Here is a 15,426-nt window from a genome sequence, read left to right as displayed (position 1 = left end):
CCCGGGCGTCGAGGGCGTCAGCCCGTGAAGCCGATGTCCTGGTACCTCAGGTCGTAGAAGCCGCGGGCGCCGTAGTTGGCGAGGGTGTTCTTGACCGCGACGTTCTGCGGGCGCTGGTAGAGGGTCACCACGTTGACCGCCTCCCAGATCAGTTTGTCCGCCGCGTTGGTGTCGGCGATGGCCTGGGCGCCGTCGAGGTCGGCGGTCGCCTTGTCCATGGCGGCGTCGATCTGCGGGGAGCCGATGCGGCCGAGGTTGGCGTTCCACTGCAGCCGGCCCTTGGAGTCCTTGGTGGCATTGGCGTACTGGCCGTAACCGCTGGAGACGGGGAAGGGCGTGCCGACGTAGGCGAAGGCGGTGATGTCGTAGTTGCCGGGGATGACGTATCTGGTGAAGTAGTCGTCGCTGGGCACCGCGTGGAGGGTGACCTTGACGCCGACCTGGGCCAGCATGCTCTGAGTGATCTCGGCCTCGGACTTGGTGAGCTGCAGGCCGGAGGGCATCACGAAACGCAGGGCCAGCTCCCTGCCGTCCTTCTTGCGGGTCTGGCCCTCCAGCCGCCAGCCGGCGGCGTCCAGCAGCTGCTTGGCCCTTTCGACGTTGTAGACGCCGACCTCGCCCGCGTTGTCCTGGTAGCCCCCCTGGGTGTTCATGAAGAAGTGGTTGTTCAGCAGGACGATCGGCCAGTCCAGGCCCTGTAGGTCGGACTGGGCGATGGCCTGGCGGTCGATGGCCATCGCGACGGCCCGGCGGACGTTGACGTCGGAGAGCATGGCGCTCTCGCCGTTCATCGTGATGTGCCGGAAGTCGGGGCCGGCCGCCTGCCGCACGATGGCGCCCTGGGTGCTCTTGGCCCGCGCGTAGTCGGGCGCGGACGGGCCGACGTCGAAGGTGTCGAGCTCGCCGTTGCTGAAAGCGCCGACCAGCGCGTCGCTCTCCAGCGCCCGGTAGATGATCTGGTCCAGCTTGGCCCTGTCCCCCCACCAGGCGTCGTCCCTGACGATGGTGACGGTCTTGGCCGTCTGGTCGAACGAGACGAACTTGAACGGGCCCGCGGTCACCGGGATCTTGTTCAGCCATCCGTTGTTGAACCCGTCGGGGGTGGCGTTGGTCCTCTTGGGATAGAGCGGCCCGAACAGCGACTGCCAGTCGCCGAAGGGCTTGGCGAAGGTGACGACGACCTCGTGGTCGTCCTTGCCCTTCGCCACGCTCTCGATGTCCTGGTAGCCGGTGGTGCCCGCGACGCGGTAGTCGCCGTTCTTGCCGTTCATCGCCTGCCACTGGGCCTTGTAGTCCTCCCAGGTGATCGGCTTGCCGTCGGACCATCGGGCGCTCCGGTTGAGCGTGAGCCTGACGACCTGCTTGGGCTTGCGGGCCGTGATCTCCCCTTCCGTCAGGTAGTCGGTGTTCGCTGAGATCTCCCCCTTCTCGTTGGAGCGGAAGGCGGAGGGCATGAGCGCGTCGATGACCTTCTTGACCATCGCCAGGTTGCCGTCGACGTGGTTGAGGTTCCAGTTGGTCGGATACTCGTTGAGCCCCCAGCGGAGCAGACCTCCGTCCCGGACCCTGTCCCGGGGGACCGGGTTGATGTCGTAGGCCTTGACCGCCGAGGCGGAACCGGTCGACGACTCATCTCCCGTGCCGCTCCGGCTGCCTCCGCCGCTCCCGCCCTGGCTGCCGCAGCCGGCCAGTGCCAACGAGCCGGCCACGCTCAGGGCGACGGCGAACGCGCCCACGCGCCGGATTGATCTCACGGTTCCTCCTGGGTTATACGACGTCGAGCTTCTCGGCGAAGTGACATGAGACGCCGTGGTCCTCCCCGAGCCGGCGGACCCGGGGCTCCTCGTTGACGCACCGCGCCTGGTCGGTCTCGTCGAGGGTCTTGAACTTGGGACAGCGGGTGCGGAAGCGGCAGCCGGAGGGGGGGCTGGCCGGGCTGGGCAGGTCGCCTTCGAGCAGGATGCGTCTCCTGGAACGTTCCTTTCCGGGGTCGGGCAGCGGGATCGCCGACAGCAGCGCCTGGGTGTAGGGGTGCATCGGGGCGTCGTAGACCTGGCCGACCTGGCCGATCTCAGCGATCTTGCCGAGATACATGACCGCGACCCGGTCGGCGATGTGCCGGACCACGGCCAGATCGTGCGCCACGAACAGGTAGGACAGGCCCAGCCGGTTCTTGAGGTCCTCCAGCAGGTTGATCACGCCTGCCTGGATGGACACGTCGAGCGCCGAGACCGGCTCGTCCAGCACGAGCAGCCGGGGCTCCAGCGCGAGCGCCCGGGCGATGCCGATGCGCTGGCGCTGGCCGCCGGAGAAGTCCTGCGGGTAGCGGGCGGCATGGGCGGCGTCCAGGCCGACCAGGCGGATCAGCTCCCTGATCCTCGGTCCCGGGTCCCGGATCCCGTGCGTGCGCAGCGGCTCGGCGACGATGTCGTAGACGGTCATCCTCGGGTCCAGCGAGGCGAGCGGGTCCTGGAAGACGACCTGCATGTCCCGGCGGATCGCCATCCGCTCGCGGGCGTTCAGCCCGGCCGTGTCGTGTCCCAGCACCGCGATCGTGCCGTGCTGCGGCCTGGTCAGCTCCAGGATCTCCATCAGCGTGGTCGTCTTGCCGCAGCCCGACTCGCCGACCAGGCCGAGCGTCTCCATCCTGCGGATGTCGAAGCTGATGCCGTCCACCGCGTGGACGGTGCCGATCCGCCGCCTGAAGATCGCCCCCTTCATCAGGGGGTGGTGCTTGGTCAGGTCCTTCACCTCCAGGACCACGTCGCGTTCGTCGCGCGGCAGCCGTACCGGCCGCAGGTGGACCGGGGGCGTCCCCGGTCCGCGCTCGTCCGGGCCGCCGGTCCCGGCGTGGTAGACCTGGGCGGGCGACCAGCCCTCGGCCTCGATCTCGCCCGCGCGGACGCACGCGGCCAGATGTCCGGGCGAGCCCACCGGCTCCAGCGCCGGCTCCGCCTCGGCGCAGGCCGGGACGGCTATCGGGCAGCGAGGTTCGAAGGGGCAGCCGGGTGGCAGCGCCGACGGCGACGGCGGGTTCCCCTCGATCGGGACGAGCGGTTGCCCGCCGCCCCGGTCCAGTCGCGGGATGGAGGCGAGCAGGCCCATGGTGTACGGCATGCGCACCCGGTAGTAGACGTCGTCCACCGAGCCGACCTCGACGGGCCGCCCGGCGTACATGACCAGGACCCGGTCGACGGACCCGGCCACCACTCCCAGGTCGTGGGTGATCAGGACGATCGCCGCGCCGGTCTCCCGCTGCGCCCTCTTCAGCACCTCCAGCACCTGGGCCTGGATGGTGACGTCGAGCGCGGTGGTCGGCTCGTCGCAGAGGATCACGTCGGGGTCGTTGGCGATCGCCATCGCGATCACCGCGCGCTGGCGCATACCGCCGGAGAACTCGTGCGGGAACGCCTTGGCGCGCTGTGCGGCGTTGGGGATGCCGACCAGGTCGAGCAGCTCGACGGCCCGCCTCGCGGCCTGCTGTCCGGTGACCTTCTGGTGGATCCGCACGGCCTCGGCGATCTGGTCGCCCACCCGGTAGACCGGGGTGAGCGCGGAGAGCGGGTCCTGGAAGACCATCGAGATCGTCTTGCCCCGGAACGCGGTGAGCGTCTTCTCCGTCGCCCCGAGGATCTCCTGGCCCCGCAGCCGGACCGAGCCGGTGACGCGGGCGTGCGGGGGGAGCAGGCCCATCACCGCCAGCGAGGTGACCGACTTGCCGGACCCCGACTCGCCGACGATGCCGAGCACCTCGCCCGGACGGAGCGCGTAGCTCACCCCCCGGACGGCGCGCACCGCCTCAGGGCCGGACCCGAAGGTGACATCGAGGTCGGTCACCTCGAGGACCGGGTCGGCCAGGTCTGCCCGGCCGCTCGCGCCTGGCCGGGCTCCCGTGCCCGCCTGGCGTTCGTCACACTCTCTCATTGTCCCGCTCTCTTCGCGGTGGGGTCGAAGGCGTCGCGCAGGGAGTCACCGACGAGGTTCACCGCGAGCACGGTGACGATCAGCAGGCCGGCGCAGAACCAGAACGTCCACGGGGCGTAGACGGCCGTCTTGGCGCCGTCGGCGATGAGGCTGCCCAGCGAGACGTCGGGCGGCTGGATGCCGAAGCCGAAGTAGGACAGGGAGGTCTCGGTGAGGATCGCGGCGCTGACGTTCAGTGTGGCGTCCACGGCCAGCAGCGAGGACATGTTCGGGATGACGTGCCGGAAGATGATCCTCACCGGCGACACGCCCATGAACCTGGCGGCCTGGATGAACTCGCGCTCCTTCAGCGAGATGGTCATGCTCCGGACGATCTTCGAGGTGACCATCCAGAGGAACAGCGCCAGGACGAGCACGAACAGCGGCCACTGGCCCTCGGCGAAGAGCGGCGACATGATCGCCAGGATCAGGAATGCCGGGAGCACCAGCATCAGGTCGGTGATCCAGGTCAGCGACCTGTCGGCCCAGCCCATGAAGTATCCGGCGAAGGCGCCCACCACGGCCGCCAGCGTGGTGCCGATCACCGCCGCGAGCAGGCCCACGATCAGCGACTTCTGCATGCCGCGCAGCGTGACCGCGTAGACGTCCGCGCCGGTCTGCAGGGTGCCCCACCAGTGTTCGGCGGAGGGCGGCTGCAGGAAGGCCATGAAGTCCTTGTCGGTGTAGGTCCACCTGCCGAGGTGGGGACCGGCGAAGGCCAGCAGGAACATCAGGGCCAGCAGCGCGAACCCGATCCGGCCCTGGACCGAGCGCGAGAAGCGGCCGGCCACCACCCGGAGCCGTGAAGGCGCCTTGATCCTGTCGATGCCCGCCCTCTGCTCGGCGAGCTCCTCGTCGGAGATGGTCATCTTCTCGCTCACCCCACCCGGACCCGGGGATCGAGGACGGCATGGAGGACGTCGGAGGCCAGGGAGGCCGCCAGGACCGCGAAGGCCGCGAAGCAGCTGATCGCGGCGACGGTGTTGACGTCGTTGGTGGAGATGGAGTTGACGAGCTGCTCGCCCATGCCGTGCCAGCCGAAGATCTTCTCGGTGAAGGTGGTGCCGACCAGCAGCGAGCCGAAGGTGAAGGCGAAATAGGTGACCGCCGGGATCAGCGCGGTGCGCAACGCGTGCCTGATCAGCGCGGTACGGCGGCGCAACCCCTTGGCCATGGCCGTACGGATGAAGTCGGCGCCGAGCACGTCGAGCATCATGTTGCGCTGGTAGCGGCTGTAGACGGCGATCAGCCCCAGCGAGAGTGACAGGGTGGGCAGGATCAGGTGCTGGAGCCGGTCCACCGCCTGGGTGGCGAAGCCTCCCTGCAGCCCGGGGGTGGCCTCGCCGCTGACCAGGAAGACCTGCGCGCCGACCAGCCCGTTGAACCAGACCCCGGCGATGATCAGGATGTTGGCCAGCACGACCGTGGGGACCGCGAGGACGACGAAGGAGGCGCCGGTCGACAACCGGTCGAACACGCCGTACTGCTTGACCGCCGCGTAGGCGCCGACGAACACGCCGGCGACGCTGCCCAGGATCAGCCCTATGGTGATCAGGCGCAGGGTGACACCGGCCCGCCGCCCCAGGTCCTCGCCGACCGAGCCGCCGGCCACCGTCTTGCCGAAGTCTCCGTGGACGACGCCGCCCGCCCAGGTCAGATAGCGGTCGAACAGCGGTGTCCTGTCGTTCAGGTTGAGCTCGGTGAGGCGCGCGTCGATGACCGCCTGCGGAATCGGCGGGTTGCGGCCCTCGTAGTTGGACCGGGGATCGAGCGCGCCGGCCGCCAGCATGTAGGCCAGGCTCGTGGCCACGACGATCAGCACCAGGTAGTTGAGCAGCCGGCGCAGAAGGAATCCCGCCATCGCCTCCCCTTCCGCGGTCCCTGCTGTCGGTGGCCATCCTGCTACATGTTGCCTCCACTCAACTACAGAGAGTTCTCAATCGGGGGTGCGATCTCAGTCAAGGGCGGTGTTCGCCACCCGCGCGTCATGAGCGCGCGGACGCCGCACGGCGGAGCCGTCCGACGACGGCCCGCAGGTCACCGCGCGACCGGCCGGTCCATGACGGCTCGCGGGGCATCACCGTCCGGCGGAGCCGTCCGACGGCCGCTCCCGGGGCGCCGTCCGGCGGAGCCGTCCGACGACGGCCCGCGGGTCACCGTCCGGCGAGCTCGTCCACGGCGGCGCGCAGGTCGGCGCTGGTGATCGTGGTCAGGTCGGCGGCGCTGGCGGTGCCGCCGCCCAGGGCGGCCAGACGCACGTCGCGGCGCATCGCGGCCCGCTCGAACAGCGAGCGGGCGAACCGGCCGTTGCCGAGGCCGTCGATCAGGCCCTCGTCGCAGACCCAGGTGAAGACCTCGGCCAGGTCCCGGCGGGCGGCCTCGTCGAACCGGTCACCCGACCGTTCGGCGAGCAGCTCGGCGATCTCGGCGAGCTCGCCCGGCTGGTAGGAGGGGAACTGCACGCGCTGGCTGAACCTGCTGGCCAGGCCGGGGTTGGTGGCCAGGAATCCGTCCATCTCGCGCTCGTAGCCGGCCAGGATGACGACCAGGCGGTCGCGGTCGTCCTCGGCCCGCTTGAGCAGCGTCTGCACGGCCTCGGCGCCGAAGGCGTCACCCCCGGCGTAGCCGGTGTTGATCAGGCTGTATGCCTCGTCGACGAACAGCACCCCGCCCAGCGCCCGGTCCACCAGCTCGTTGGTCTTGATCGCGGTGGCGCCGAGATGCTGGCCGACCAGATCGGCGCGCTGGGCCTCCACCACGTCGGGCTGGGCGAGCAGCCCCAGCGCGGCGAAGATGCGGCCCAGGATGCGGGCCACCGTGGTCTTTCCGGTGCCCGGCGGCCCGGCGAAGACGAAGTGCCGCATCTGCGCCGGGGTCGGCAGTCCTCGCTCCTGGCGCATCCTGGCCACCCTGAGCTGCGCGGTGATCGCGTGCACCTGCCTCTTGACCGGCTCCAGACCGGCCATCCGGTCCAGGTCGGCGAGCGCCTCCTCCAGGCTGGGCGTGGCCTGGTAGCCCCGGAAGCGGGCGGTGAGCTCGTCGAAGGCCTTGGCGACGTCGTGCGCGGAGGTGGTCACCAGATCCTCGGTGGTGGGCGAGCCGCCCGCGCCCACCACCCGCACGTCCCGGGCCTGGGCCGCGGCCTCCACCAGGCTGCGCACGAACCGGGCGTTGCCCAGCTCGTCGACGATCGTGCGCCGGTGCACGTCTTCGAAGCGGGCGAGCAGCGCGGGCCCGGCGTCCCGGGCCATCCGGTCGCCGCGCCGCCGCTGCAGCAGCTCGGTGATCTGGAGCAGCTCCTCCGGCGCGTAGCTGGGGAAGCGGACCCGGCTGGCGAACCGGCTGGACAGGCCGGGGTTGGAGGACAGGAAGGAGGTCATCTCCTTCTCGTAGCCGGCCAGGATGACGACCAGGCGGTCGCGGTCGTCCTCGGCCCGCTTGAGCAGCGTCTGCACGGCCTCGGCGCCGAAGCGGTCGGGCTGGCCGTCGCCTGAGTTGATCAGGCTGTATGCCTCGTCGACGAACAGCACCCCGCCCAGCGCCCGGTCCACCAGCTCGTTGGTCTTGATCGCGGTGGCGCCGAGAAACTCCCCGACGAGGTCGGCACGTTGGGCCTCCACCACGTAGGGGGTCTCCAGCAGGCCGAACGCGTAGAAGATCTTCGCCACGGTCCTGGCCACGCTGGTCTTGCCGGTGCCCGGGGGGCCGACGAACACGAAGTGGCGCATCGGCGGCTCGGTGGAGTATCCGGCCTCCTTGCGGAGCCGGGACGCCTCGATCGAGGCGGCGATGGAGCGCACCTGCTCCTTCACCGGAGCCAGGCCGATCATGCTGTCGAGCTCGCCGAGGGCCTCCTCCACCGAGATCGGCGGCGGCGCGGCCTGCTCGCCGGACGCGGAGACCGGCTGCCCGCCCTCGCGGACCCGGAGCCGGGCCGGCTGCTCGGTCCCCGCCAGCGTGGCCCTGGCCTGGCGGGCCTGGACGAAGCGGTAGACCAGCACCGCGGCGGCCACGCCGTACGCGGCCCACAGGGCGGCGCCCGGCGACACCGAGGCGAGTGCGAGGGCCACCACCGCGGCCGGGACCAGGGCCATGAGCGTGGTCAGCCACGGAGGGACCCAGCGGATGAGGTGCGCGAGCCCCGCCACCGGGACGGCCAGGAACGTCAACGCCGCCGAGGAGGGCGACTGCGTGCCGTACAGGCTCTGGAAGACCGGCAGGAGCAGCACCCAGGCGGCCACCACGACGAGGGTGGCGGCGGCCCGGGGGAAGCGCAGCGTCAGCGCGGCGAAAGCGAGCAGGGTGAGCGTGACGAAAAACGCGTTGAGCGGCGACCAGCCCATGCCCAGCGCCAGCCCGACCGCCCCGATGAGCAGCGCGGCGTAGATCAGCCTGCGCAGGAACGGCGAAAGCCGGAAGTAACCCAGCCTGATCTGTTCGAACACATCCCGTGCCGCCGCGCGCCCCGCCGGCCGGGCCCTGTCGGGTTCCCGCATCACGCCTCCCCGGTCCGACCCCGGTTATACCGCACCGGGAGGAGGTTTGCGCATGCCTGAGCAACGCGCCACGCCACCGCACGACACGATCATATAAAGGGATGAGGGCGGATGAACTCTACGATCCGGGCGTCAAATTCCGGTCACGTGTCCCGCCATGGGAAACACCCCCTCCCTCCGCCGCGCCCCCGCGCCCCTCCGGGCCGTCCGGTCCGGCGCTCCGGCGACGGGCCGGGACCGGACGCGTCCTCCCCTCCCCCGGCCGCTCATCCGGGGCGGAGGCGGCCCTGGTGGCGGCCGGGATACTCGCCGACCATGACGTGTTTGGGGGTGATCCGGAGCACGGCGGCCTCGGTGTCGCCGATCGCGATGCCGCGCACCTCGACCCAGAACCGGCGGTCCAGCGGGTCGGCCACGAACACCGCCACCCTCGGGTCGTGTTCGGCCGCCCTCCACACGTCGTCGGCGGCGATCAGGCGGAGCTCGCCGCCCGGGCCGACCGAGCTGACCGAGCCGACGGCCAGCGCGCGCGGCCCGGTCGGGTCGGTGCAGGCGAGCACCACCCCGCGGGCATAGGTGAAGGCCCGGCGCACCTCCCCGCTGAGCCCCACCGGAGGACCGGCGTCACCCGGCAGCCGGGGGCCACAGCTCTCGCACATGATCAGGGAGGCCCGCCAGGGCCCCGGCACGCCACGCCACCAGGCCCGCGCCGACCGCGTGGCGGACACCGCCACCAGCGCGGCCAGCATCCCGATCCCGGCCCGCAGGGACCAGGCGCCCACCATCCCGGGAAGCCCCAGCGCCGGCCCGGCCGCCGCCACGCCAAGAGCCAGGGACGCGGCCACCAGCAGGGCCAGCGCCACCTTGAGCAGCCGGTCCGTGAGGAGCACCTGGCGGAGGCAGGGGGCCAGCCCTCCCCTGGCGTGCGCCCAGCCGAGCGCGAGCGGGACCACCGGTGCGGCGAAGGCCCACCCCGGCTCGTCCAGGAACAGGGCGGCCCCCGCGACCACGGCCAGCACCGACCACGCGCGGCCCGCCACCAGCCAGAGGGTCACGTCGATGTCCCGCCGGGCCGTACGGTCCTCGTGGACCGCGGCGAACTCGGCCAGCGCCCTGACCGGCCGGCCCCGCCACGCCTCGATCAGCGCGCGCAGGACGATCACGGCCACGCCGTTGAGGAGGACCAGCGCGGCGAGGGCCGCCCACCCACCGTCCGCCGGCTCCGTCACCGGGCCGAAGAGGAGGGAGGGAGCCGTCCGGGGAAGGATGGCGATCGCCGCCACATAGGCGGCGACGGCGATCAGGGTGATCGAGACGGACACGCCGAGCCATGGGTCACGGGCGAGCATGCCGGGGATGTAGGGCCAGAGCCTGACCCTGTGGGCCTGTCTGAGCGTGATCGCCAGAACGGCGGCCGGCACCACCGCGCCGCCGAACCTGGCCTCGGTGACCAGGCCGGGGCCGAAGGCCACCACGGCGACCGCGGCGAGCGATACGGCCAGCAGGACGCGGACCTGCCGCGACCACACCTCCATGGCCCGCCGGGCCCGGCCGGTCTCGCGGGGGTCGACCGGCCAGGCGGGATCGTGATGGCCCCGAGGGCGCTCCCAGCGCAGGAAGGCCAGGCCGAGGTTGATCCTGGCGCCGGGGTGGCCGTCCAGGCGGCGCAGCGCGTCGCGGTAGGCGGTCCCGGCGCGGCGGTGCTCACCGCGCAGCAGCGCGAGGTCGCCGAGGAGGACGTGCGGGTCGGGCTCCTCGGGCGCGTAGCGGACGGCCCTGGCCGCCTGGACCCACGACTCCCGCCAGCGTCCCGGCACCCGGCGCAGGGCCGCGCCCAGGCGCAGTCGCGCGGCCCAGGATCCGGGCGCCAGCCGTACGGCCTCCTCGGCGGCGGCCACTGCCTCCGCGTCGCGGCCGAGCCGTTCGAAGGCGAGGCTGGCGAGGCGATACCCCCAGTCGGCCCCGGATTCGGCCAGGGGGTCGCGCTCCACCGCCTGGCGCGCGGCGTCCAGTGCGGCTTCCGGCTGGTCACGGCTCAGGCAGGCGGCGGCCAGGGCGCACCATTCGCGCGGATTGTCAGGGTCCAGCGGGGACGGGACCTGAGCGGAGTCCTGCCCGCAGGGACCGCTCACCACGACGGCTCATGGATCTTGCACCGACTCCCCACGATCGCCATGGTCCGTGCGGGATCACTGTTTGCCTAGATGGCGGATATATGCCTGTATCTCTCTAGAGAGGTCGCGCGCGTCCTCGGGCCATGCGCATACCGACGTGAACCGATCGTCCGATGCGGTCTCATCCGGTGCCCGACTTCGCCTAAGCTGCGACGCATGTTCGTCCAGGCCGGCAACCCCTGAGCGGCCCATGATCACCATGGGGGCCGTGGCCGGGGTCACGCGAGACGGAAACGATCCGCGGACGCGCGGGGCCGGCCGCTGGTCGGTCCTGATACTCCTCTGCTTCAGCCTTCTGCTGATCGCGGTGGACGCCACCGTCCTGCACATCGCGGTCCCGGCGTTGACCGCCGCGCTGGAACCGAGCTCGGTGCAGCTGCTGTGGATCATCGACGTCTACTCCCTGGTGGTCGCGCCGCTGCTGCTGACCTTCGGCACGCTCGGCGACCGCTACGGGCGAAAACGCCTGGTGCTCGCCGGATACCTGGTGTTCGGCGCCGCCTCCGCGGCGGCGGCGTTCGCGCCGACCCCGCTCACGCTCATCACCGCGCGGGCGTTCCTCGGCGTCGGCGGCGCGATGATCATGCCTGCCACGCTCTCCATCATCCGGCAGGTCTTCACCGACCGGCGGGAGCGCGCGATCGCGCTGGGCGTGTGGAGCGCGGTGGCGGCGGCCGGAGCCGCGATCGGGCCGCTCATCGGCGGCCTGCTCGTCGAGCACTTCTGGTGGGGCGCCGTCTTCCTGATCAACGTGCCGATCCTGCTGGTGCTGCTGCCCTCCGCCGCCAGGATCCTGCCCGAGTCACGCCGGCGCGCCTCGCAGCCATGGGACGCGCCCAGCGCGCTGCTGTCGGTGCTCGGCATCCTCGCACTGGCCTTCGGACTGAAGCAGGCGGGATCCGGCCATCCGAGCGGAGTGGTGGCCTTCCTGTGCGGAGCCGGGCTACTGGTCTGGTTCGTGCGCAGGCAACGGCGGCTGCCCTTCCCTCTGCTCGACCTCGGCCTGTTCCGGCGGCGGGCGTTCTCCGTCGGGGTGGCGGCCGTGCTGCTGACGGTCTTCGCGCTGGTCGGGCTGGAGCTGATGCTCGCCCAGTATCTGCAGCTCGTGCTCGGCGACAGCCCGCTCGGGGCCGCGGTCCGCATGCTGCCGCTGATGATCGCCTCCGTCGCGGGCGGCCTCGCCGGCGCGCAGTTGCTGCGCCGGGTCGGGCTGCGCGCCACGATGAGCGGCGGGCTCGCGCTGACCACCCTGTCCCTGCTCCCCCCGCTGGGCTGGGGGACCGAGCCGCATCCGCTGGTGCTCGCACTCTGCTTCATCGGCATCGGCTTCGGCATCCAGGTCACCCTGCTGGCCGCCTCCGACACGATCATGTCGTCGGCCTCGGAGTCGCGGGCGGGCGGCGCCGCCGCGATCGAGGAGACCGCCTACGAGCTGGGCGCCGGCCTCGGGGTGGCGATCCTCGGCACGATCACCACCATCGTCTACGCGCCCTCGCTGGCCCCGGTCTCCGGCGTCTCCCCCGAGCTGATGACCCTGGCCCGCCAGTCGCTCGCCGCCGCGGCGCACGCGGCCCAGGAGATCGGCGGCGCCACCGGGATCGCGCTGCTGGGCGCCGCCCGGGTCGCCTTCGTCTCCGGACTGCACACCACGATCATCGTGAGCGTGCTCCTGCTGGGCGTGACCGCGGTCTCGGTGGCGCTCCTGGTCCCCCGCCGATCCGCTGACCAGGGCGACTGCGACTGACGGGTTTGGACGGCCGCCGCGCGGTCATCTATGGGCAGGAACGGTGAATCTGACCAGAATGAGGAACCGTGCGACGAACCCTCCACGATCTCGCCGCCCTGGCCGCCAGGCTGGGGGTGGGCGGCATCTTCTTCGCCAACGGCTGGCACAAGCTGGAGGCGGGACTGACCGCCACCGGCGACCAGTTCGCGACCCTGGGCGCCCCCGCCCCCGGCGCCTGGGCCGCCACCACGATGCTCATGGAACTCATCGGCGGAGCCCTGCTCGTGTTCGGGCTCGCCGTACCGGCCTGCGGGCTGCTGCTGTTCGCCGAGGCCGTCGCCGTCTTCATCGTGGCCAGCGGGGAGCAGGGCCTGCCGCTGACCGGCGGCGACGTCAATCTGATCGTGGCGCTCGGCGCGGCCTCGATCCTTCTCGCGGTCGGCGGCGCGGGGCGGCTGTCGGTCGACCACATGGTGGTGATCAAGCGGCGTGAGGCCGAGGCCGCCGAGGACTTCGCGGCCGAGGCCGAGGCCGACGACGTCATCGCCGCGCTGCGCGAGCCGGAGGCCCCCGGCCCCGCCCCGGACGGGGCCGCCCAGGCCTCGCCCGCGGAGGGACGGGCCGCTCAGCCGGAGAGGCCGGCCCGGACCGGGAAGCCGGTTCAGGCGGAGCGGCCGGGGCAGGGCGCCCGGACGGACAGGACTCCCCGGACGGGCAGGCCGGGCCAGACCTCCCGGGGGGACGGCTCCGAGACCGGCAGGGACACCGCGGAGTTCCCCGCCGTCCAGCCCCGGGCCCGCCGCCGGAGTACGGCGAGCGAGCCGGAGACCTCCTCCCTGCCCGGTAAAAGCGCCGACACCCTGGTGGCCGGGGAGAAGGAGGAATCCACCGGAGAGTGAGCGGTCCGGCTCACCGTGCCGGTCGTGCCGGGGCGGTTCACCCTCGCGGCGGAGGGCGGGCCCTCGATGGCGGAGCGGGTGGCCGAGGCCGCCGCCGGCTCCCGCGTCGTCAAGGCCTTCAACCTGTGCCACGAGGACGTCTGGCCGATGACGCCCCCCGTCTTCGACGGCGTTCCCCTGTCCGTACCGCTGTGCGGAGACGACCGGGACGCGCTCGCGACCGTGCGTTCGCTGGTCGAGGACCTGGGGTGCGGAGCGGTCGAGGCCGGCGGGCTGGAACGCGCCGGACTTCTGGAGGCGACGGCGGCGTTCATGATCGGCCTGTGGTTCAGCGGCGCGGACGCCCAGGCGGTGCTGCCGCCGCTGAAGTTCGCGTCCGGCAGCCCGGACAAGGCGAACGCGTGACGCCCAGGTGACGATCGACAGGAGATCGACAAGGAATATGTCCGGTTAGCCGGATAGCTAAGCCGGGGCGGCATATCGGGGCCGGTGCCGCTCTCGGACCTCCGCGATCGCACCGGCTCATGCCGCCTTCCGGGGGCGGCGGCGATTCGCGGGCCACACGGAGTATGGTCGGCCGAATTTCCGACAAGAAAGTAGATAGCATTATTTCCTGACACTGCCGACATTCTGCAGCGAGATTAAAATTCCCCATGTGCTCCCATGGGCCTGGGGAGTTGCGCGCCGTCAACCCGCTACTCACAGGCGGATCACGCGTTGATGGATCTTGATCCTCTGTTCACCGTCGTTTTCTGGTCGTCCGCCCTCTTCTGGGTACGGATTTCGCTGGTGAAGCCATTCGGCGGGGAGAAATTCGCCCAACGGACATTCTGGGCACATACGGGTGCGACTGCTATCTATTCCGCGATTTCCCTAATCACGGAACGCATCCGGACCGCCGCTCATTCACCGGGCAATTTTTCGATCATGACGTGCAGAATTGAGACAAGAGTGGCACAGCAATCAAAAATCCTCCTCGGTACCCGACTGCTTGCTGTCGCGGTCGCGATGGCGGCTGCTCACGCCGGTGCCGTGGCCGGCGCGACAACCGCGGCCGACGCGACAACCGCGCTGGCCGACGACCCCACGACGGTTTACGCCTGTGTGAAGGCCGTCGGGTCGACCAAGGGAAGGCCCCGCATCCTCGGCACCGGGACCACCACGTGCTACTTCGATGAGACACGGATCCTGTGGAACATCGAAGGCCCCGAGGGCGCCGCCGGACCACGGGGGCTCACGGGCCCCACCGGGCCACGCGGCCCCAAGGGCGACACCGGGGCACAGGGCCCCAAGGGCGACACCGGCCCCCAAGGACCGCAGGGCCGACAGGGGCCGCAGGGCGCCGACGGCCCACGCGGCCCCAAGGGCGACACCGGAGAGCAGGGAAAGCCGGGCGTTCCGGGCCCCGCCGGTCCGCAGGGTGAGCCGGGCAGGCGCGGCGACACCGGGGCACAGGGCCCCAAGGGCGACACCGGCCCCCAAGGACCGCAGGGCCGACAGGGGCCGCAGGGCGCCGACGGCTCACGCGGCGAGACCGGCCCCCAGGGCCCCAAGGGCGATGCCGGACCCCAGGGACCGCAGGGCAACCAGGGGCCGCGGGGCCCCGAAGGGCCGCGCGGGCCCAAGGGCGACACCGGCGACACCGGCCCCCAGGGACCGCAGGGCCCGCAGGGCGAGACCGGCGCGACCGGCGCGACCGGTCCGCAGGGCCCCCAGGGCGACACCGGCGAACAGGGACCGCAGGGCGACACGGGTCCGCAGGGTCCCCAGGGCGACACCGGCGAACAGGGTCCGCAGGGCCCGCAGGGCGACACCGGCGAACAGGGTCCCAGAGGCGACACCGGCGACACCGGCGCACAGGGTGAGCAGGGTCCGCAGGGCCTGCCGGGCGACACCGGACCGCAGGGCCCGCGGGGCGACACGGGTCCGCAAGGCCCCAAGGGCGACACCGGCGAACAGGGTCCGCAGGGCCCGCAGGGCGACACCGGCGAACAGGGCCCCAGAGGCGACACCGGCGACACCGGCCCCCGGGGCGAGACCGGCGCGCAGGGCGACACCGGCCCGCAGGGTGAGCAGGGCGAGCAGGGCTCCCAGGGGGAGCAGGGCCCGCAGGGCGAGGCCGGACCGCAAGGCCCGCAAGGCGACACCGGCGCACAGGGCCCGCAGGG

The 15,426-nt window shown here is 71.9% G+C and carries 9 protein-coding genes and 1 pseudogene; 3 read left to right on the top strand and 7 right to left on the bottom strand.

From position 1 onward, the window contains the following. Positions 1–17: 17 nt before the first annotated feature. From BM085_RS31785 to BM085_RS31760, 6 genes are all read right to left on the bottom strand, one after another. Entirely contained in the window at positions 18–1,754 is a 1,737-nt protein-coding gene (locus BM085_RS31785; RefSeq protein WP_093890524.1) for an ABC transporter family substrate-binding protein, read from the bottom strand. 13 nt (positions 1,755–1,767) lie between these two features. After that, the gene (locus BM085_RS31780; RefSeq protein WP_245789820.1) at positions 1,768–3,924 is read right to left on the bottom strand and encodes a dipeptide ABC transporter ATP-binding protein; all 2,157 of its coding nucleotides are present in this window, start codon (positions 3,922–3,924) and stop codon (positions 1,768–1,770) included. Next, a complete protein-coding gene (locus BM085_RS31775; RefSeq protein WP_031165136.1) occupies positions 3,921–4,832 on the bottom strand; it encodes an ABC transporter permease in 912 nt (303 codons plus the stop codon). The genes BM085_RS31780 and BM085_RS31775 overlap by 4 nt, the downstream gene beginning before the upstream one ends. Positions 4,833–4,840: 8 nt before the next feature. After that, positions 4,841–5,824 (bottom strand): ABC transporter permease, encoded by a 984-nt coding sequence (locus BM085_RS31770; RefSeq protein ID WP_093890523.1) that lies wholly within the window; start codon positions 5,822–5,824, stop codon positions 4,841–4,843. 292 nt (positions 5,825–6,116) lie between these two features. Further along, on the bottom strand, positions 6,117–8,459 hold the full coding sequence (locus BM085_RS31765; RefSeq protein ID WP_093890522.1) for an AAA family ATPase: 2,343 nt from the start codon (positions 8,457–8,459) through the stop codon (positions 6,117–6,119). A gap of 266 nt (positions 8,460–8,725) precedes the next feature. Next, complete coding sequence (locus tag BM085_RS31760; protein ID WP_093890521.1) at positions 8,726–10,594, bottom strand: tetratricopeptide repeat protein; 1,869 nt, start codon at positions 10,592–10,594, stop codon at positions 8,726–8,728. Between the two features lie 229 nt (positions 10,595–10,823). Between BM085_RS31760 and BM085_RS31755 the strand changes: the two genes are divergently transcribed. From BM085_RS31755 to BM085_RS31745, 3 genes are all read left to right on the top strand, one after another. Further along, a complete protein-coding gene (locus BM085_RS31755) occupies positions 10,824–12,377 on the top strand; it encodes an MFS transporter (RefSeq protein WP_093890520.1) in 1,554 nt (517 codons plus the stop codon). Positions 12,378–12,445: 68 nt separating this feature from the next. Next, the gene (locus BM085_RS31750; RefSeq protein WP_093890519.1) at positions 12,446–13,258 is read left to right on the top strand and encodes a DoxX family protein; all 813 of its coding nucleotides are present in this window, start codon (positions 12,446–12,448) and stop codon (positions 13,256–13,258) included. 24 nt (positions 13,259–13,282) lie between these two features. Further along, positions 13,283–13,663 (top strand): NADPH-dependent F420 reductase, encoded by a 381-nt coding sequence (locus BM085_RS31745; RefSeq protein WP_218158883.1) that lies wholly within the window; start codon positions 13,283–13,285, stop codon positions 13,661–13,663. Positions 13,664–14,779: 1,116 nt separating this feature from the next. Here the strand turns inward: BM085_RS31745 and BM085_RS47020 are convergent. After that, positions 14,780–15,426: pseudogene (locus tag BM085_RS47020) on the bottom strand (hypothetical protein); the annotation flags it as partial.

This window comes from Streptosporangium canum (assembly GCF_900113865.1).
In the GTDB taxonomy this organism is placed as follows: Bacteria; Actinomycetota; Actinomycetes; order Streptosporangiales; family Streptosporangiaceae; genus Streptosporangium; species Streptosporangium canum.
This window is presented reverse-complemented; position numbering and strand designations above follow the sequence as displayed.

Coding starts and splice junctions, on each gene's coding strand:
- BM085_RS31780 (WP_245789820.1), bottom strand. CDS start 3,924: ATGAGAGAGTGTGACGAACGCCAGGCGGGCACGGGAGCCCGGCCAGGC.
- BM085_RS31775 (WP_031165136.1), bottom strand. CDS start 4,832: ATGACCATCTCCGACGAGGAGCTCGCCGAGCAGAGGGCGGGCATCGAC.
- BM085_RS31770 (WP_093890523.1), bottom strand. CDS start 5,824: ATGGCGGGATTCCTTCTGCGCCGGCTGCTCAACTACCTGGTGCTGATC.
- BM085_RS31765 (WP_093890522.1), bottom strand. CDS start 8,459: ATGCGGGAACCCGACAGGGCCCGGCCGGCGGGGCGCGCGGCGGCACGG.
- BM085_RS31755 (WP_093890520.1), top strand. CDS start 10,824: ATGATCACCATGGGGGCCGTGGCCGGGGTCACGCGAGACGGAAACGAT.